The organism is Proteus sp. GOKU, assembly GCF_015475555.1.
In the GTDB taxonomy this organism is placed as follows: Bacteria; Pseudomonadota; Gammaproteobacteria; order Enterobacterales; family Enterobacteriaceae; genus Proteus; species Proteus mirabilis_B.
Map to the genome: position 1 here is coordinate 2,598,595 of NZ_CP034105.1, position 20,393 is coordinate 2,618,987.

The 20,393-nt window shown below is 37.4% G+C and carries 15 protein-coding genes and 4 tRNA genes; 5 read left to right on the forward strand and 14 right to left on the reverse strand.

What is annotated here, in order from left to right; all coding sequences use genetic code 11:
• Positions 1-52: 52 nt before the first annotated feature.
• The 8 genes from EHE21_RS12140 to EHE21_RS12175 form a co-directional block, all read right to left on the reverse strand.
• Positions 53-511, reverse strand: coding sequence for a hypothetical protein (locus tag EHE21_RS12140; protein WP_156733698.1), 459 nt, complete (start codon positions 509-511; stop codon positions 53-55).
• Positions 512-574: 63 nt separating this feature from the next.
• Positions 575-1,027, reverse strand: a complete 453-nt coding sequence (locus EHE21_RS12145; protein ID WP_075674211.1) for a phage tail fiber protein — start codon at positions 1,025-1,027, stop codon at positions 575-577.
• 10 nt (positions 1,028-1,037) lie between these two features.
• Positions 1,038-2,525 (reverse strand): DUF3383 domain-containing protein, encoded by a 1,488-nt coding sequence (locus tag EHE21_RS12150; protein WP_194950803.1) that lies wholly within the window; start codon positions 2,523-2,525, stop codon positions 1,038-1,040.
• Between the two features lie 8 nt (positions 2,526-2,533).
• On the reverse strand, positions 2,534-3,046 hold the full coding sequence (locus EHE21_RS12155; RefSeq protein ID WP_088495160.1) for a phage gateway protein: 513 nt from the start codon (positions 3,044-3,046) through the stop codon (positions 2,534-2,536).
• A 97-nt stretch (positions 3,047-3,143) separates the two neighbouring features.
• A complete protein-coding gene (locus tag EHE21_RS12160; RefSeq protein WP_194950804.1) occupies positions 3,144-3,593 on the reverse strand; it encodes a lysis protein in 450 nt (149 codons plus the stop codon).
• Positions 3,590-3,994 (reverse strand): structural protein, encoded by a 405-nt coding sequence (locus EHE21_RS12165; RefSeq protein ID WP_165122950.1) that lies wholly within the window; start codon positions 3,992-3,994, stop codon positions 3,590-3,592. Before EHE21_RS12165 ends, EHE21_RS12160 begins: the two co-directional genes overlap by 4 nt.
• On the reverse strand, positions 3,987-4,295 hold the full coding sequence (locus EHE21_RS12170; RefSeq protein ID WP_088495157.1) for a phage holin, lambda family: 309 nt from the start codon (positions 4,293-4,295) through the stop codon (positions 3,987-3,989). Before EHE21_RS12170 ends, EHE21_RS12165 begins: the two co-directional genes overlap by 8 nt.
• A gap of 362 nt (positions 4,296-4,657) precedes the next feature.
• Positions 4,658-5,473, reverse strand: coding sequence for an antitermination protein (locus EHE21_RS12175; RefSeq protein WP_194950805.1), 816 nt, complete (start codon positions 5,471-5,473; stop codon positions 4,658-4,660).
• A gap of 241 nt (positions 5,474-5,714) precedes the next feature.
• Between EHE21_RS12175 and EHE21_RS12180 the strand changes: the two genes are divergently transcribed.
• On the forward strand, positions 5,715-6,452 hold the full coding sequence (locus EHE21_RS12180; RefSeq protein WP_088495150.1) for a S24 family peptidase: 738 nt from the start codon (positions 5,715-5,717) through the stop codon (positions 6,450-6,452).
• 131 nt (positions 6,453-6,583) lie between these two features.
• Here the strand turns inward: EHE21_RS12180 and EHE21_RS12185 are convergent.
• The 4 genes from EHE21_RS12185 to EHE21_RS12200 all read right to left on the reverse strand — a co-directional run bounded on the left by EHE21_RS12185 (position 6,584) and on the right by EHE21_RS12200 (position 7,212).
• Positions 6,584-6,659: transfer RNA gene (locus tag EHE21_RS12185), tRNA-Thr, on the reverse strand.
• A gap of 6 nt (positions 6,660-6,665) precedes the next feature.
• Positions 6,666-6,753: transfer RNA gene (locus tag EHE21_RS12190), tRNA-Ser, on the reverse strand.
• Between the two features lie 289 nt (positions 6,754-7,042).
• Positions 7,043-7,118: transfer RNA gene (locus EHE21_RS12195), tRNA-Thr, on the reverse strand.
• Positions 7,119-7,124: 6 nt separating this feature from the next.
• Positions 7,125-7,212 (reverse strand) — tRNA-Ser (locus tag EHE21_RS12200).
• 202 nt (positions 7,213-7,414) lie between these two features.
• On the opposite strand from EHE21_RS12200, the gene rcsD reads away from it, so the two are divergent.
• Both rcsD and rcsB read left to right on the forward strand, forming a co-directional pair.
• Entirely contained in the window at positions 7,415-10,123 is a 2,709-nt protein-coding gene (rcsD, locus tag EHE21_RS12205; protein ID WP_194950806.1) for a phosphotransferase RcsD, read from the forward strand.
• A 2-nt stretch (positions 10,124-10,125) separates the two neighbouring features.
• Entirely contained in the window at positions 10,126-10,782 is a 657-nt protein-coding gene (gene rcsB / locus EHE21_RS12210) for a response regulator transcription factor RcsB (RefSeq protein WP_006533269.1), read from the forward strand.
• 399 nt (positions 10,783-11,181) lie between these two features.
• Here the strand turns inward: rcsB and rcsC are convergent, their stop codons facing one another.
• Both rcsC and gyrA read right to left on the reverse strand, forming a co-directional pair.
• Complete coding sequence (rcsC, locus tag EHE21_RS12215; protein WP_194950807.1) at positions 11,182-14,016, reverse strand: two-component system sensor histidine kinase RcsC; 2,835 nt, start codon at positions 14,014-14,016, stop codon at positions 11,182-11,184.
• Positions 14,017-14,208: 192 nt separating this feature from the next.
• Positions 14,209-16,836 carry a DNA topoisomerase (ATP-hydrolyzing) subunit A gene (gyrA, locus tag EHE21_RS12220; RefSeq protein WP_088495147.1) on the reverse strand — a complete coding sequence of 876 codons (2,628 nt, stop codon included), beginning with the start codon at positions 16,834-16,836 and terminating at the stop codon, positions 14,209-14,211.
• 172 nt (positions 16,837-17,008) lie between these two features.
• Here gyrA and ubiG point away from each other — a divergent pair, with 172 nt between their 5' ends.
• Together ubiG and nrdA are read left to right on the forward strand one after the other, a co-directional pair.
• On the forward strand, positions 17,009-17,746 hold the full coding sequence (gene ubiG, locus EHE21_RS12225) for a bifunctional 2-polyprenyl-6-hydroxyphenol methylase/3-demethylubiquinol 3-O-methyltransferase UbiG (RefSeq protein WP_194950808.1): 738 nt from the start codon (positions 17,009-17,011) through the stop codon (positions 17,744-17,746).
• Positions 17,747-18,094: 348 nt separating this feature from the next.
• Entirely contained in the window at positions 18,095-20,386 is a 2,292-nt protein-coding gene (gene nrdA / locus EHE21_RS12230; RefSeq protein WP_194950809.1) for a class 1a ribonucleoside-diphosphate reductase subunit alpha, read from the forward strand.
• Positions 20,387-20,393 lie beyond the last annotated feature (7 nt).

Here is a 20,393-nt window from a genome sequence, read left to right on the forward strand (position 1 = left end):
TTATAACGATTAGTAATCGCGATCTCCCACAGATCAAAGGCTTCTTCTAGATCTATGGTTGTTTTGAGTTCTGTGAAGGAGGCGAAACCCGCGGAGATGATGACTGCAAAGAAGCCATCAGCGTTTTTATAATCGACGGGAGAGAACCGCTGAACTTGCCTAGAAGGTATTGTAGGAAATTTTGGCTCCCGTCTTTGCCGAAAAAACTGGTGTTATACTTCAGCATTTCGAGTTCCAGACGGATCAAAGCTTCCCCATCGGGCACATGATTATCAATTAATGTGCTGGTTTTTAGATAAATTTCTTGCCCTTCTTTTTCGACTGCTACATAAGCCATCATTTTTAACATAGCTTCTTTGCTAACTTCATAATCACCAATTTTGGGTGCATTTGATAAAGGGTATTTAGCAAGAATTTCTCGTCCAATCGTTGCAGGCAATCGGCTAATAATAAAAGTGTGTTCTTCACGATCACTATCAATAACAGTGATCTCTTTTGGTTTAATTAACATAATTAAATTCCATAAAAAAGGCGACCGAAGTCGCCATTAGATGAATAAGAATAACGCTAAAAATTAACGTGCTCTGACACGATCAAAGTCTTGGAAAATGAAGGTGTATTGCTTAGATTTAAGGCGAGCATTGTTTGATATTGAATTACCACGGCTACCATTAGTAATTCGGCCATTACGAGCAGTGGTAATAGAACCATCACCATAAGAAGCCACTAGTGTAATAATATCGCTTGCATGACGACGTCCTCGTCTTGCTGTATTTGCATCAAGTAAAATAGCCAAGTTTTCATCTTCTTCGCTTCCTGCTAATACGTTGATTGTCACAGTTTGAGGTGTAGGTGCCGACCAACTCACTAAATTACCATTAATATCTACTGCGGTTGCTGTAATATCGACAGCCGGTAAATCTAATGGATCACCCTCATCCGAAAATGTGGTAATAGGAATACCTGCAGGAAATGTGTTGCTTGCCTGAATAATTAAACTCAAACCTGTTGCTGAAATATCGTTCATTGTTTGTTCCTTAAACTAAATTGTGTGAGCCTTCAACTTTACGAACCCAATCGCCTTTACCGTAAATTAATACATATTTCATGGTGTATTCGGGTAAATTTGAAGGGCCTGTTTCTTCAACGATTTCAGCGTTGTACCAATAACCTTTGTTTTGTACATCGTGCCACGCTAAATCATCACCCGCTGCATCTGTAATTGCGATTTTTTGTACTTCAGTCAGCTTTTTACTGGTAAGAATAGTGCCATTGTTTAATGCTTTCGTAACAGCGCCGGCAATAACCATCATTGCTCTTGCTTCACCATCTTTATTAGCTGGAATACCGCGGGTGGAAAGTAATAAGCTTAACCATTGCTGTGCGATATAGGCTTTTAGCCATTGCTCATTACTATGAACACTCATATCTAATGGATTAGAGGCATTTCCACATAAAAATCCACGTTGATAGAAACTAATATCAGTGCCAGTAACAGCCGTTTCGCCATAATAGTTAATGCGTAATTTATCTAATCGATCAGCCGCAATATCTGTTTTAACTTGAGATGGGAAAGTGATACCAAATTGGCGATACATATAGTTAGTGGTCGCGTTTGTGCGATCAAAATCTGTTGCCGCCATAATTGCCATAGGTAGAGCTTGAACAAAAAAGCCATCATCTGTTTTTAAATTTAAGCCAGTTGATGCGGTACCGATTAATGCTTTACTGTAAATCTCGGCTTGTTTATCCGGAACTGACAAATAGAGCTGATATTTTACATTTTCGCCTGCAATGTACTCTGCTAGTTCAACGCTTTGCTCGACCGTAAGTTCGGTCAAGAATGTTGCACTACCAAATGAATCAGAAATTGTTTCGGCAGCAATAAATGCCTGAAGAGCCGTTTGTGCCACATTCCCTTCAGATGCTTCACCATCACTTAACCCCATAGCATCGGCTAAAGGTGAATGTTCCATAGTGATCTTCGCTTTTTCTTGTACACCGCCACTCATCAAGAAAGCACCATCAAGTGCATTAAAAGTGACATAGCAATTTACAAATTGAGGTTCACTTTCAGCGTTTAATTTAGCTTGGATCAGAGAGGCAACATCAGCATAAGACTCTGCATCTTTTAGAGAAATATCAGTAATATTTTTAGAGATATCACCGATAGTCAAAGTAAATGCACCTTCTTCAATCAGCTTTAATTTATCAAGAGTTGCTGCTGGTGTGCCAAATAATGTCGGCGCCCGACCTACAGGTTCAAAAGAAGCAATTTGTAGCTCTTTAGGTTTACTAATAGGCGCAGGGCTAACATAACTAAAATATTGGCGAGCAAATTTCGCTTCTGGTGATCCTGCACCAAGCAACTCATCCACTTGCCCACTGGCAAACTCAAGTACTTTACCTGCTGGAATTTTAGGGTTTGTTGAGAAAATACGGGCTGTAAGTTTGCGCATAGGTGCAGCTGATGCACCAACAACCGCGCTCGCAATATCAATATAGCGAGTTTGTTTAATAGACATATTTATCCTTAAATACGAAATAGATTAGAAATAAGTAAATTTGTTGCAGCAGTGTCTAAAGATAACGTACTGGAAAAAGTGATATTAAAATCAAATGAAGGATTATGCTCATAGCTATTTCCAGCATTCATTATCGGCGCTCGTCTAATTTCGCTCGCCCGTTGTATCCCTATTCCCACTTTTCTCATTGATTCAACAAAAGACAACGAATTAATAATCATTCGAGTCATTCTAACTAAATCACCTGCTGTTAAATTTGGATGTTGTTTAATAAAACCTTGAACCTGAAATGTTAATTCAATCAGTTGTTGTTCTTTATGGTTTGCATTATTACCTTGAACATTGTAATTCCTTTTTTGCCAACCTTGGCCAACCTCCTTTATAGGAAAAAACATAATAATATTACTATCTTGTCTTTTCTCTGGCTGAAAACCAGCAACAACCTCAACATTAATATTTGCTGATTTAAATTGTTTTAATAGTTGTTCACGAATGGCAATATTAATATCATTATCTTTCATTTCACCTCCTTAATATAACTCTCCTTTTCTTTAAAAACATTTAATTAATTTTGTTTTATAAATAATTTTATTGATTATAAATTAATTAAAGGGATTTTTAATTAATACACTCTTGGCGAATATAATCTTGTAACCCTAAAATTATCTGTTCTGATTGCGCAATTCGTTCTCTGAGTATCCAATAATTTCGGATAGCGGTGTCAGTAGGTCTGGCGGTGTTTGCATCAACCAAGCTGGTGGTGGAAGTGGCTGAGGCTTTAGGACACTCGGCTTTGATATACACCCGCTCAGGAGCGCGCTCACTAATATCACGCAACTGATCAATTTCTTTTTTTGCATGAACAAGTTCCTGTAAATGACGATTATCAAGTTGATTAAGCCGATTTATTCTTAATCGATAATCTTTATTCTCTGCAATCTGCTGAATAAGAGATTGGTTAATATTATCGTATTCCTGTTGTAAGGATTTATTTTTATCAATTAACCAAAGCAATCCTATTCCTAAGCATAAAATCGCTATTAGCATTATTTTTGATAAATAATTCATAGTAACAACCAAGCATCTTCAAACACTTTTTCTGAATAAGGTTGATAGCCAAGTTCAATATTAACAATCGCAACTGCTAAAGGAATGGTGACATTTTTTAATTGTGTATTAATTGGGTTATTAGCATCAATACCAATTTCTTTTGATGCTCGGCTAATATAGCCTTCTGTATTATTTTCGTTAGGTGGAGCATAACGGTTGATAATTGTTCTAATGGTATTTAAACCATATTTTTTCTGGTATGTCTGTAATAATTTGTAGATAGCTCGTATTCCATATTCAGATGAAATAAATTGGCAAAAGTCTTTATCTGTTTGCTCAAAGGATAATCCCTGCCATTTCGAACCATGCCGAATATTACCAGGGTTATTATTACGCTCACCTCGTGCTATTTTAGCCATTTTTAACTCCTGCTCTTCCTTTAAGGAGTTTACTCACGGAATCTACTCCGACATAACCGATAAACACACTGGCTAAGTAAGCAAACTCATGATTAATATTAAATAAAATTAGAATATCTTTAATAAACCAAGCAAACATTGCACACATCAGCCCATCTATAGAGGTTTTTTTCCATCCCCCGCCGTTATATAAACCTCGAAGAATAGCCATTCCTCCAGCTAGAGAGGCTGATATTCCTTGCTCTTTCATTGAAGAAAGAACGATAAATATCTGTTCCCATAGATCTGGATTTTCTTTCATTGTTTCTCATGGCTTACCTCCAATAGGAGGAACTGTAATAAATAATATACTCATCCACAGCACTTAAATTTAAGCACTGTTTTAACATGAGTATGTTTGTGTTTTATTTATCTAATTAGATAAATGGCGGATATAAAAAAAGACCACATTGTGGTCTTCAATTAAAAATAAAATTTAACAGATATCGTTAATTATCTTTGTTAAGAAAATCGAGATACAAAAAAGCCCCACCGAAGTGAGGCTATTTATATTCTGTTGTGAGGTCTTTAGATACAAATCTCTCATTGTGGGGAGATAGTATGCTTTTTTTTCCTGAAGGTCAATAACTAATTTCTACAAAAACAAATAAACATAGAAAATTATTAATTAACAGTCACTTCTTGAAGAATTTTTTCTGACAGAGACTCTTCTTTAAAGCATTCTTCAACTAAATGTTCAAATAACGGCTTATAGTTACTGTACGCAACAGTTTTAGAAACACCCACTACCGTTTGTACTTGTTCTAATACTTCGCTGAATTTTAAACGAGGATACCCGCGTCCTGAACATTGATTGCAAGGTTTGAAAACAGGCATTCCCTGCTTTTCGCTCTCTTTTTTATCTAAAATTTGACCACGCCCATGACAACGACATGCTAAACGAATTTCGGCTTTCCCCTTACATGTAGGGCAAACAACACGAGTTGTCTCTCTCACTTCACGATAAGAAGTCTTATTTATTGGTTTAACTTTCAGCCCATCTTTAAAGTTTTGCTCAAGCCCTTTAACCGATTTTGAGGTGTAGCTTTTAGTGGTAAAAACTTCAACCTCAATAAACCCATTACTGCAATCAGGGCACGCTTTCTTACTTGCGGCACTTCTTGCGTAATCTTGAAAAGCATAATTAGCAATAATATGTAAAACTTTGGCTTTATCGTTTTCAGTTAATTTATCAATCGCTTTATATTGATAAGCTTGGGTTAATGCATATTGGTAAAGGCTTTCTATCGCTTCGCTTGGGTTACTAATATTATGTTTAGCTAAAAACAATTCTATTCCCATGCGTCCTTTTCGCGTTACTAGGCTAATTGATGTCATTACATCGGTTACTGAAAGCGAATCTACTGCTTTAACAGTTCTTACATCACTCAATACAATGCTTTTGGGTGAAAAATATTTAGGTAAGTCTGCTAGTCTCATTTAATGCTCCTTTTGATTTCCTATCACTACTACTAATTGGTCATCCATGTACCACGACAAGGCATGGCATTTATGCATCTAAATCACCCGCATTTTACGGCGTTATCTCAACGTGATTTTTACTTACCACTCTTGCATTGGTTTATTTAGTTACTTTTTTGTACTTTTCATACTTTTATTAACTAATAGTTAATGTTATATTTTAACCAAAGTAACGTCAAGTAGCAAAGGAAATTAACCAATGGTTAAAAATGATAATAAAACGGAGTTCACAAAAAGGCTTCAAGAAGCTTGTTTAGATTCAGGGATCGCAGGACGTGGGTTAGGTAAAAGAATTACAGATGCACTCGCTGAACAAGGTATAAAAGTCAGTGCTCCAGCAGTGTGGAAATGGCTAAACAGTGAGTCAATTCCCGATCCAACAAATATCTTAGCATTAAGTCAATGGCTCGATATTCGAGCAGAATGGTTAGAATATGGACGGGGAGCAAAAAGAAACGATGGTGTTTCGGTCAATGAGATGACACCCGTTGATGATTGGGATAATAATACACCAATAGAACGAGATGAAGTCGAGATCCCCTTCTATACTACTATTGAATTAGCTGCCGGTTTCGGTAGTTGTACCACTGATAATCAGAAGGTGGAATTATTGAGATTCTCTCGTTCTACATTTAATCGCTATGGCGTTCAACCTAGTGATGCCGTTGCTTTTAAAGTTCATGGTGACAGTATGTCCCCTGTTATTCCTGACGGATCAATTGTCACTATCAGTACAGGACATACAAAAATTGTTGATGGCGGTATTTATGCGATTCAACAAGGTGATCTTTTGAGAGTCAAAATTTTACATCGACTTCCCAATAACACCATTATCATTCGTAGCTATAATACTATTGATTACCCAGATGAGCGTTCTACATTAGAAGAAGTGAAAATTTTGGGGCGAGTATTTAATTGGTCCGTCATGGGTTGGTGATCGTGATAGCTCGATAATCATGTAATACACGAAAACACTACTCTCTTTTATGTGGTGTTTTTTTAATTTACACCCATAAAATTTACCCAAGAAAAAACCCGCTATCTCTTGCGAGATAACGGGTTCTTATATGGTGCCGGCTACCGGAGTCGAACTGGTGACCTACTGATTACAAGTCAGTTGCTCTACCAACTGAGCTAAGCCGGCTAATTCTGGCGGAAGGATAGAGATTCGAACTCTAGGATGGTTTCCCATCGGCGGTTTTCAAGACCGCTGCCTTCAGCCACTCGGCCATCCTTCCATAGCGCGGAATTATGCCTATCTCTGACCCCGCTGTCTAGTCCTGATTGTAAAAAAAATGACTTTTTATCTGTTTGCTCAATCTTCAAGCGCTTTCTGCTTAAAAAATGCTAACCCACTAATATATTGATTAATTTTTGATAACTAGAGATAAAAAACCATAGTGATATCGAGAAATAAACGAAGTAATCCAAAAGGAATTAAATAAAAATAAATAAGAGGGAAAATGAAAAATAGAATTATAGATAAGAAAAAACCCGCTATCTCTTACGAGATAACGGGTTCTTATATGGTGCCGGCTACCGGAGTCGAACTGGTGACCTACTGATTACAAGTCAGTTGCTCTACCAACTGAGCTAAGCCGGCTAATTCTGGCGGAAGGATAGAGATTCGAACTCTAGGATGGTTTCCCATCGGCGGTTTTCAAGACCGCTGCCTTCAGCCACTCGGCCATCCTTCCATAGCGCGGAATTATGCCTATCTCTGACCCCGCTGTCTAGCTCCGATTGTAAAAAAATTGGATTTTTTTGTTTGTTTGCTCAAAGTTCATCCGAATATCCCTTTTAAAGTGATAACCTGTTAATATAATGACTGAATAATGGTGATTGTTTATTCAATTTTCTATTTTTAATTACATTGTCTCTTAAAGGCTCGCAAACTGAATGCGTACATTGAACCAACTCAAGCCAAATACACTAACTCGTCTATATGCCCTATTTCTTCTTTTTATGGTCATATCGCTTTTTCTATACGCTTACAGTTATTTTGACACTTGGCTGGATAGCAAAAAAAATGCTATCAACAATACGACTCTCAAATTTGCTCGACAGGTTGAAGATTACCGTTACCACTCTAATCAGCTTTTTCAGCTATCAAATAAAATAACCGATACCTCAACGTTCCCTGTATTGCCACTTAATCCAATAAAATTACGTTCTGATGTGTTTTGGCTTGAAGGGCGAGATCAAACTGTCGATTCCATTATATTCGGCAAACCCAATGAACAAACCTTTCAGCTAGCACAACGATTTGCAAATTCACTCGAAATTCTTTGGGGAGTACGTAATGATTACAGTTCACTTTATTATCTAAATGGTAAAGGGAATGATCTTATCTTAATTACGACTCATTCTGTGCTAAAACCAGAAATCCGTTACAAAGAAAGCTATTTAACATTAACGGCTGAAAATAAACGGTCTGAGTTATTGATGCAATCAACGGCATTAGATGAAAAAGAGAGTCTTTCTCCTATTAGAAAGATGTCTACAGAAAACATCTATTACTACACTTATCGTATTATGTTTAATGTACCAGGTCAGTTAACTAGCGTAGTGGCGTTTGATTTACCTATCAATAATTTCTTACCTTCAGAATTGTCTCCACACTACTTAAGGCTACTTCCAACAGGTCAGCAATCTATTTACGACAAAAATAGCATTGAAGTATCAACTGATGGCTCTTCACTGATCTTTTCTCAGCCGATTGCAGGTATCCCCTATTCACTCTCTTATGAATATCCGTTGAAATCGATTATAAAAGAGATTGCCTACAAAAATATTTGGTTATTAATCAGCCTGCTGGTATTTATTTCTATCTCCGTTTTTGGCCATATCTATATTCGTAATAAGTACGTTTTCCCTTATATCTCTATGACTCGTAATCTACGGATCAAAGAAGAGATGACAAACGACATCATTTCGAACCTTCCGATAGGATTATTAGTCTATAATTTTTCCTCTAACCATAAGATTATTAGTAATAGTCATGCGGAAAAATTGCTGCCTCATATCGATTTATCTAAGATCCGCCAAATGGCAGTTGAGCACAATGGCTTAATCCAAACGGCTATCAACAACGAAATTTATGAAATAAGAACCAGTAATAACAACAATATTGACAATACATCATTATTCATATTTCTGAATAAAGATAATGAAGCACTAATCAATAAAAAATTACAACTTGCACAGCAAGAATATGAGAAAAACACTATCGCACGACGCAAGATTTTATCTAATATGTCATTAGAATTGATGCGTCCCATCAAAGATATAAATGAGATGGTTTATCAATTCAAAGAGTTATTACCCGAAGATACCCACCAGCAATTACTTAGCTTATTATTAGAGAAAACAAATTACATTTCTGAGTGGATAGAAAACATTACATTAATTAATAAGTTAGAAAATCAAGAATGGAAAATTCATAAGGATGAATTTGAACTCTCAACATTAGTTGAATCTATTCTGATAACGGCATCACCTTTTATGATAAGAAAAGGCCTAACACTTTATTTCCACAATAATATAAGACCTGGCTTACTTTTAATTAACGATGGGCCAGCTTTAAGTAAGATTATTTTATCATTGATTAATTATGCCATTAGTACGACTAATTATGGAAAGATAACCGTTAATCTAAATTTAGCTCAAAATAAAGATAAAGAAGAAATACTTATTGATATTATTGACAGTGGAAGTGGGCTTACACCCCAAGACATTGCTAATATAAAATACCCATTCTTAGGCCAAGCAATGGGAGACAAATATTATTCTAATTCAGGTATCATTTTTTATTTGTGTCATTTGTTATGTAATAAAATACAGGGAGAATTAACGATTAAGAGCCAAGAAAGTATTGGTTCTCATTTCCGAATTGTACTCCCATACCAGCATATAGATACGGAAGAACGAACTTTTAACGTATTATTAGAGGGAATAAACGCAAAACTCGCCATAAAAAACCCTGAAATAGAAAAAATCATCTGCCAACAGCTTGATAAATATGGCGCTACATACTTTGATAAAAATAGAGAGAATCTTTATCCTGAATACGATATCATACTTAGGGATACGCCGAATGATAATCCTGAATCGCCAACAATATTATTAATGAGCTCTATTGTTGGATTTGAAAAAATATCAAAAGATTTAATAAAGTGTAACTATAACTTCGGTGATCCTTTAATAGAGGCTATTACTTATTTAATTGAAGAAAATGAGTCATTTCCCCTAGATACAACTAAAGAGAGTATTTGGGATGAAAATAATAACCTTGATAAATACGAAGTAATTCTTAATAATTATAGGAAGACGTTGAATGGTAGTGATTATAAGGAACTATTTATCAGTACTGTTCCTATTGATGTTGAAAAACTACACTTAGAAGCAACAAATAAAGACTTTCATTCTCTAGCCCAGACAGCTCATCGTCTAAAAGGGGTTTTTGCCATGTTAGATTTAGAATATCTCAGAGAAAGCTGTGAATATTTAGAGCATGACATAAAAAATCATAATGAATTAGAGATCAAAGAACGTATCACTCAACTGGATAAATGGATTCAACAGTTGCTGCAGCAAGGTAACAATTAAACATGAATAACCTTAATATTATTATTGCCGATGATCACCCAATCGTTTTATTCGGTATCCGTAAATCTTTAGAACAAATTGAATGGGTCAATGTTGTAGGTGAATTTGAAGATTCAACTTCACTTATCAATAACTTACCTAAGTTAAATGTGGATGCGTTAATTACTGACTTGTCCATGCCTGGCGATAAGTATGGTGATGGTATTACACTCATTAAGTACATAAAAAGACATTATCCTAATTTGTCGATTATTGTACTTACCATGAATAACAACCCAGCTATTTTGAGCGCAGTCCTTGATCTTGAAATTGAAGGTATTGTGCTTAAACAAGGTGCTCCGACTGATCTGCCAAAAGCATTGGCGGCGCTACAAAAAGGCAAGAAATTTATGCCTGAAAGCGTTGCTAAGCTACTTGAAAAAGTCAATGCGAATGGCTATGGCGATAAACGCTTATCACCAAAAGAAAGTGAAGTGCTGAGATTATTTGCTGAAGGCTTCCTTGTGACTGAAATTGCGAAGAAACTTAATCGCAGTATTAAAACGATTAGTAGCCAGAAAAAATCAGCCATGATGAAATTAGGTGTCGATAACGATATCGCATTACTTAATTACTTGTCATCAGTGACTATTGATAAGGAAATTAACGGCCCAGATTAATTTTACCGTAGTTACCTTAGTCGCACCGATAAAATCAGGAAGCTCAACCCTTTGTGGGAGCTTCTCTGCTTTTTAGTTTTTACTCTTTATTCCTCATTCTCCTTGGGTTTATCTTTCTCTTTCCTTGTAATATCCTCCTTGTTCACAAACTCCTATAAGCTGTATAAATTATTCTTCTATTTCTTCATACCTTTATTTATTTCCAGGCTTACAGACCGTTGTAGAGGCTTTCTTACCCTGCTTTTTAATCAACTTAACTTGTTATGATTCTGTTTTGTTTTCTCTTCTCTATCAAAATGCTTTTTAAATACATCATTTTTCGCCTTGTTTGAGCTTAAAAATAAATAAAGACTAATAAATTAGTCTTTATTTACTCGTTTTATCGTTCGCGATCTAGAATTATTCTTTAGGAATATACTTCACCAACACTTCTCTTAAAATAGAAAGTGAAACAGGTTTAGATACACAATCATTCATTCCAGCATCAATACAACGTTGCTTCTCTTCGGCAATCGCATTCGCTGTCACACCTATAACAGGCATATCACTACCCATTTCTCTTATATGTGTTGCCAACTGATAGCCATTCATATTCGGCATATTGACATCCGTCAGCACGATATCAACATGATTCTTAGCTAAATACGTTAATGCATCACAGCCATCTTCTGCTGTTGCTGTATTAAAACCGATTTTTTTCAGTTGATCGGTCAACAATAAGCGGTTTATTGGATGATCATCGACAATAAGAACCGTTAAGGTTTGTAAGCTACAATCTGTAGCTTGCTCCACCATCTCTACGCAATTAGCTTCAACTTTGTTTTGTGGTAATTGCAGTATTATTTTTGTTAATTCATTTAGTTTGTAAGTACTGCATACCCATACATTTTCAGCTATTTTCTTCGATGGCTCAAAGTAATGCTCATTGATCCTAATAAATTGGCAGTTATCTTTTCTTGGTAGATCGTAGTCCGTAATAATAAAATCGTTTGAAGATATCACCACTTCTTCAGTAAGTAATTCACAGCTCAAACCGAAATAACGAAGGTATCGACCAATAAAACCTTCCAAATAAAGATTTTTAATATCTATAAAGCAACGAACATTACTTTCTTTATAAATATTCAGTTTAGAAGACGACTCTATTCCTTCTAAGGCACCATAAAGAGGTATACGAACCGTAAAGCGGCTACCAATATTTTCTTGGGAAACAACACTGATATCCCCATCCATTAAGTTGATCAGTTTTTCACAAATAGCCAAACCTAATCCTGTTCCCTCTGATGCACTTTCTGTATTTTGAGATACTTGGAAGAATGGTTCAAACAGCTCATGTAATGCTTTATCGCTAATGCCTCGCCCTGTATCGTGAATATCAAAATAGAGATAATAATCATCTTTATAAAGATGTAAGGTAATACATCCCGTCGTGGTAAATTTAATACTGTTATTCAATAAATTAGAGATAACTTGTTGTACGCGAACAGGATCACTATTTACAATTTTTGGTACGTCAGGTTCGATAAAACAGTAAATAGCCAAGTCTTTTTTCGCAATCAAAGGTAAATAGTTAGAAATAACAAAAGAGAGCACTTGGCGACAATTAAATGGCTTAATATCAATTTTTAACTGTTTAGATTCAATTTTCGAGAAATCGAGGATATCGCTAATAATTTTTAGCAATAACGATGAGGAGTTATCCATCGTCTTTAGTAATCGAGAAGTATCATCATTTTGTGTAAGCGACTGCAATAATTCTAGATTACCAATAATGCCATAAAGTGGTGTTCGTAATTCGTGGCTGACCGTTGCCAAAAACATCGATTTAGCTTGGTTAGCTTGCTCCGCAGCTGTCGCCATATTTTGTAGTGAGCGCTCCATTTTAACTCGCGCGCTAATATCCACTAAAACACAGATAGCCACATCTTCATTTTGATAACGTGAGTTAACAAAGCTTATTTGCAGATGATTACGATTGTTGGTCACTACATCGACCATATTGCTACTTTTCTCAGCAATAATAGAAAGGATATTTTGTTTATCGCTATGGCTAAGCAAACGAAAATAGTTGTGTGCTAGCTCGTTACTTAAGATGATCATGCCATCACGTATTCTAAGAATACTGATCCCGACTGGCGCTGATGCCACAATCTTATGGTTAAACTGTTCGTGCTCTTCTAGACGAGAGGCATTATTTTCGGCTGGAGAGAATATTTTTCTCTCAAAGATCCAGACGAAAATAAAAATCATAATGGCTGAAATAATATTTAAGATCAGCGCATTAAAAATCGTGAATTTAAATTCATTTAAAATTTGTTTGAGTGGTAATGAATACACCACACTAAAAGATGAAGGTAATAATTTACGCTTAGCAACTAAATCACTAAAGTCTTCATCAAAACCAAAATAAGGAGCACTGACATCAGGAACCTGTTTAACTGCATGATAGTTATTTTCTGCTGGATAGCTTAAAACAGTAGTGTTCCTACTGTTAAGAAGGTGAATTGAAATCACCCTATCTTTGGCAGGAGAAAAATATTCAAGACGAATAGCTCTTTCAATACCAATCAGACCAATGAATTTACCTGAGGCATAAACTGGCGACATAACATATAAAATGCCACTATCCCCTTTTGCATCTGGCACTATCCAATATTGGTTAACTTCTTTACCTTGTGCGCGTTGATTAACATAGTTACGTGTATTTTCGTAAACCATTTTTTTCAACATTTCAGTATCAACAGGGGATGCGCGCAAAGGGAAGTTAATCATACACATGCTATGGGAGCCAACCATAAAGACTTGGTTTATCCCTTGTAATGCCGGAGTGTTATCTTTCCAATAATATAAGATGCTGTTAAAGGAGCGGAAATAGTTGTTTGTTTGCCCCTTAAATAATTCACAATCTGCGGTGTCATTAAGTTTATGAAGTGAGAATGGTCCTTCATAAAATAATGAGTTTTTCATGCTCGGGTTTAAATTAATTTGTTCTTGGTGACGTTCTGCGAGGTATTGTAAATCGCGGATGGTGCCGGAGGTTTGCCTAAAGAAACCAAGGAGATTAGTATAGTTATTACTATACTCCTGCCGAATATCAGACTTAGTATCATTGAAGATATTGATGAGGTAAAACATGGTTAGCAATGCACCCATCGCCCACAACATGATACCTAATATGCGAAAAAGGTAGCGGGAAATTTTTAACGATGTTTTAAAGGACGAGAGATATCTCAAACAACCACCCTAATCAATATTCCTACCGCACAAGAAACTTATTCTATTCTAGCAGAAGTTACTGAATGTCTGAATGATATGATCTTTATCATCAGGATAATTATTTCTGATGATAAACTGATCCTACCACATAAAAAAAGCAGGCAATTATGCCTGCTTTCTTTTATTTATACATCACAATAATGATAAATATTATTCTTCGTCCGCATCATCTGCTAAATCTGAATCAGGTGCTTCTGATGGCGTTTCGCTAATAACCTCATTAACTTCGTCGTCATCTAATGCATCGTCTTCATCTTCAACACGTTGCAAGCCAACAACCAATTCATCTTCTGTTGTACGAATTAAGGTAACACCTTGTGTATTACGTCCAACAATGCTGACTTCAGAAACACGTGTACGAACTAATGTACCCGCATTGGTGATCATCATAATCTGGTCAGTTTCTTCAACTTGAATTGCACCAACAACTTTACCGTTACGCTCACTCACTTTAATAGAGATAACGCCTTGTGTTGCACGATTCTTCGTTGGGTATTCGCTTTGAGCAGTACGTTTACCATAACCATTTTCAGTTACGGTTAAGATATCACCTTCACCGCGAGGGATGATAAGTGAAACCACTTTATCGTCATCGCTCAGTTTCATACCACGAACACCTGTCGCAGTACGACCCATTGGACGAACACAATCTTCCGCAAAGCGAACCACTTTGCCTTCAGCAGAGAACAACATAACTTCGTTTGTGCTATCGGTTAAATCAACACCGATTAATTCATCGCCTTCATTTAAGTTAACGGCAATGATACCTGCACTACGAGGACGGCTGAAATCTTGCAGAGGTGTTTTCTTCACAGTTCCGCTTGCCGTTGCCATAAAGACAAACTTACCTTCTTCATACTCTCTTACTGGCAAAATAGCGGTAATACGTTCATTTTGCTCAAGAGGTAGTAAGTTGATAATTGGACGACCACGAGCACCGCGACTTGCCTCTGGTAACTGGTAAACCTTCATCCAGTAGAGACGACCACGGCTTGAGAAGCATAAAATCGTGTCATGGGTGTTAGCCACCAATAGACGATCGATAAAGTCTTCTTCTTTAATTCTTGCTGCTGATTTACCTTTACCGCCACGACGCTGTGCTTCGTAATCAGTAAGTGGTTGATATTTAACGTAACCTTGGTGAGAAAGTGTCACAACAACATTTTCTTCATTGATCAAGTCTTCAATATTAATATCAGCCGTGTTTTCAGTGATCTCGGTGCGACGAGGATCGTTATATTGATCTTTAATCGCATTTAGCTCTTCACGAATAACTTCCATCAAACGTTCTGGGCTTCTTAAGATATGTAATAACTCAGCAATTTGGAGTAATAACTCACGATATTCATCTAACAGTTTTTCATGTTCAAGGCCGGTCAGTTTCTGCAAACGCAGATCCAAAATAGCTTGAGCTTGTTGCTCTGTTAGATAGTATTTACCGTCATGCACGCCATATTGTGGCTCTAACCATTCAGGACGAGCAACGTTGCTGTCGCCAGCACGCTCTAACATGGTAGAAACGCTACCTAAATCCCAAGGCTGTGCAATTAATGCTGCTTTTGCTTCTGCTGGATTTGGTGCTTGACGGATCATTTCAATAACTGGGTCGATGTTCGCCAATGCAACAGCCAGTGCTTCTAAGATATGAGCACGGTCACGCGCTTTGCGTAATTCGTAAATAGTACGACGAGTAACAACTTCACGACGGTGACGAATAAAGGCAGAGATAATTTCTTTTAGATTTAATAATTTTGGCTGGCCTTGGTGAAGCGCAACCATATTAATACCGAAAGAAACCTGCATTTGTGTTTGTGAGAATAAGTGATTTAATACCACTTCACCCACAGCATCACGTTTGATTTCAACGACAATACGCATACCGTCTTTATCAGACTCGTCACGTAATCCGCTAATACCTTCAATACGCTTATCTTTAACAAGCTCTGCAATTTTTTCAATTAAACGAGCTTTATTCACCTGATAAGGAATTTCTGTCACGATAATAGTTTCGCGGCCTGTTTTCTCATCAGTTTCGATATCAGCCTGAGCACGGATATAAATTTTTCCGCGACCAGTACGGTAGGCATCTAAAATTCCTCTGCGACCATTAATAATAGCGGCAGTCGGGAAATCAGGCCCCGTAATATGTTCCATCAACTCTTCAATCGTGATGTCTTCGTTATCAACATAAGCAAGACAGCCGTCGATAACTTCGCCTAGGTTATGTGGAGGAATGTTTGTTGCCATCCCTACCGCAATCCCTGAAGAACCATTGACTAACAAGTTTGGAATACGGGTTGGCATTACTGCCGGAATATGTTCTGTTCCATCATAGTTAGGAACAAAATCAACCGTTTCTTTTTCCAAATCCGCCAGCAGTTCATGGGCGATTTTCGCCATACGAACTTCGGTATAACGCATTGCAGCCGCCGAGTCACCATCAACTGACCCGAAGTTACCCTGCCCGTCAACCAACATGTAACGCATAGAAAAAGGCTGTGCTAAACGAACAATCGTTTCATAAACAGCACTGTCACCGTGCGGGTGATATTTACCGATAACATCCCCAACAACACGGGCTGATTTTTTATAAGGTTTATTCCAATCGTTTCCTAGTACATTCATCGCGAAAAGCACTCGGCGGTGTACTGGCTTCAGTCCGTCTCGAACATCGGGTAATGCGCGTCCTACAATAACAGACATCGCATAATCCAAATATGAGCTTTTCAGCTCTTCTTCGATATTAACTGGTGTGATTTCTCTGGCAATGTCGCTCATGGAGCCACTGTCCCTCATACTACGGATTCAAAGGTTTAGAACTATACCACAAATCGCCAATTTTTGGAAAAAGGAAACAACTAAATTAATGATCCTTTCGCTATTCTCTTCGATTTCACCGTCTAACGTTGGTAGAATCATGGCAATATGAAAATAGGAGTAATACTTTCTGATGAATGATAAAACAACCTCTTTACATGCTAACGTGGATCAGCATGAAATCGACAAGTTTGAAAGCGTCGCATCACGGTGGTGGGATCTTGAAGGTGAATTTAAGCCATTGCACCGCATCAACCCATTAAGACTCAACTATATTCAAGAACGCGCAGACGGCCTATTTGGGAAAAAAGTCCTAGATGTTGGTTGCGGTGGCGGTATTTTGTCTGAAAGTATGGCATGTGCTGGAGCTGAAGTAACTGGTCTTGATATGGGTGCAGAGCCATTACAAGTTGCTCGTTTGCATTCGCTGGAATCAGGTATTCCTGTCACTTACATTCAAGATACTGTTGAAAACCACGCGAATGAAAACCCACAAACTTACGACGTCGTTACCTGTATGGAGATGTTAGAGCACGTTCCTGACCCTTCTTCTGTTGTAAGAGCCTGTGCCAAATTGGTAAAACCCGGTGGACATGTTTTCTTCTCAACCATCAATCGTAATAAAAAAGCGTGGCTGATGCTGGTGGTAGGGGCGGAGTATATTCTGAATATGGTGCCTAAGGGCACACATGATGCTAATAAGTTTATTCGCCCGTCAGAATTACTGAGTTGGGTCGATGAAACCGATTTGCGTAGCAAAAATATGATTGGTTTACATTATAACCCGATCACTGACAAATTCCGATTAGCGCCAAATGTCGATGTGAATTATATGGTGCACACACAATCGACACATAACTCGAATTCGTGAAACTGAAAGTTTGATTTGGTTTAATAAAACATCAAACGATCACATTTTTTAAAATTGACTTTACATCGTTGTCACTTGAATTTGTGTTTCTTACTGCCTGTATTTATGCAGGGTACAGGCAGTTGTTAAAAAATTTATCCCCTATTTATCCACAGAAACAATCAGATTTGTACACTTGATCAATCTCTCAATTACCTTTATCTTGTTATCACCATTTGAACCAACCCCTATATATTGTGTTTCCTTAAATTTCACACCACAAGACTCCTTGACACAGATTGTCATCGGGAGCGTTTTTTTGCGGTATAAAATTTCAGGTAACACTAATGCAAGAAAGGTGCATCGCTCATGAATCACAGCCTGCTCGTCACAAAACGTGATGGTCATAAAGAACGCATTGACTTAGACAAAATTCACCGTGTTATCGCCTGGGCCGCTGAAGGTCTAGAAAATGTCTCTGTATCTCAAGTTGAATTACGTTCTCAGATTCAGTTTTATGATGGTATCAAAACTGCTGATATCCATGAAACGCTGGTAAAAGCTGCTGCAGACTTAATCTCTGGTGAAACGCCTGATTATCAGTATCTCGCTGCCCGTCTTGCCGTATTTAATTTACGTAAAAAAGCGTATGGCCAATTTGAGCCACCAACACTGTATGATCACGTTAAAAAATTAGTCGATTTAGGCAAATATGATCGCCATCTTCTTGAAGATTACACACAAGAAGAGTTCGAACAGATGAATAACTTTATTGTTCATCAACGTGATATGAACTTCTCCTACGCTGCGGTTAAACAATTAGAAGGTAAATACTTCGTTCAAAACCGTATTACAGGTGAAATTTATGAAAGCGCACAGTTCTTATATGTTTTAGTTGCGGCTTGCTTGTTCTCTCGTTATCCACAAGCAACACGTATGGACTATATCGAACGTTTTTATAATGCGGTTTCAACCTTTAAAATCTCATTACCAACGCCAATCATGGCGGGTGTAAGAACACCAACTCGTCAATTTAGCTCTTGTGTATTAATTGAGTGTGACGACAGCCTTGATTCTATCAATGCAACATCAAGTGCCATTGTGAAATATGTTTCTCAGCGTGCAGGTATTGGTATTAATGCAGGTCGTATTCGTGCATTAGGTAGTGCTATTCGTAATGGTGAAGCATTCCACACAGGTTGTATCCCTTTCTATAAACACTTCCAAACTGCGGTAAAATCTTGCTCGCAAGGTGGTGTTCGTGGTGGTGCGGCAACTTTATTCTATCCATTATGGCATTTAGAAGTTGAAAGCCTGCTGGTACTGAAAAACAACCGTGGTGTTGATGATAACCGTGTTCGTCATTTAGATTACGGCGTTCAGTTAAACAAATTAATGTATGAACGTTTAATCAAAGGTCAGGATATTACTTTATTCAGCCCTTCTGACGTCCCGGGTTTATATGATGCATTCTTTGCTGATCAAGATGAATTTGAACGTTTATACGTGCAATATGAGAAAGATAAAAGCATCCGCCAAAAACAAGTTAAAGCGGTTGAGTTATTCTCATTAATGATGCAAGAACGTGCATCAACTGGCCGTATTTACATTCAGAACGTTGACCATTGTAATACACATAGCCCATTTGATCCGGCTGTTGCCCCAATTCGCCAATCAAATTTATGCTTAGAAATTGCACTGCCAACTAAACCATTAAATGATATTAAAGATCCTAATGGTGAAATTGCACTGTGTACGTTATCTGCATTTAACTTAGGCGCAATTGAAAATCTTGATGATTTAGAAGAACTTGCTCGTTTAGCCGTTCGTTCATTAGACGCGCTGTTAGATTACCAAGATTACCCAATCTTAGCTGCCAAACAAGGTGCAATGGGTCGTCGTACCTTAGGTATTGGTGTTATTAACTTTGCTTATTATTTAGCAAAACACGGTGTTCGCTACTCTGATGGTAGTGCAAATAACTTAACTCATCGTGCATTTGAAGCAATTCAATACTATTTATTAAAAGCATCTAATGAATTAGCGAAAGAACAAGGCGCATGCCCATGGTTTAATGAAACCACTTACGCTGACGGTATTTTACCTATTGATACCTATAAAAAATCATTGGATGTACTGACAAAAGAACCTCTGCATTACGATTGGGAAAGTTTACGCAAAGACATTAAAGAGCACGGTTTACGTAACTCAACACTGTCTGCACTGATGCCATCAGAAACATCTTCACAGATTTCGAATGCAACAAATGGTATCGAACCACCGCGTGGTTATATCAGTATTAAAGCCTCTAAAGACGGTATTTTACGTCAAGTGGTTCCTGAGTATGAGCGTTTGAAAGGCGCTTATGAATTACTGTGGCAAATGCCAAGTATTGAAGGTTACTTGCAGTTAGTGGGCATCATGCAGAAATTCGTTGACCAAGCAATTTCAGCGAACACTAACTACGATCCTACTCGTTTCCCTAGCGGTAAGGTTCCAATGAACCAACTGCTGAAAGATTTGCTGCTCGCTTACAAATACGGTGTGAAAACACTTTATTATCACAATACCCGTGATGGTGCTGATGATGTACAGGGTGATCTGGAAGAAGTCGTTGAGACGGAAGATTCAGATTGTGAAGGCGGCGCGTGTAAAATTTAATTGAGGA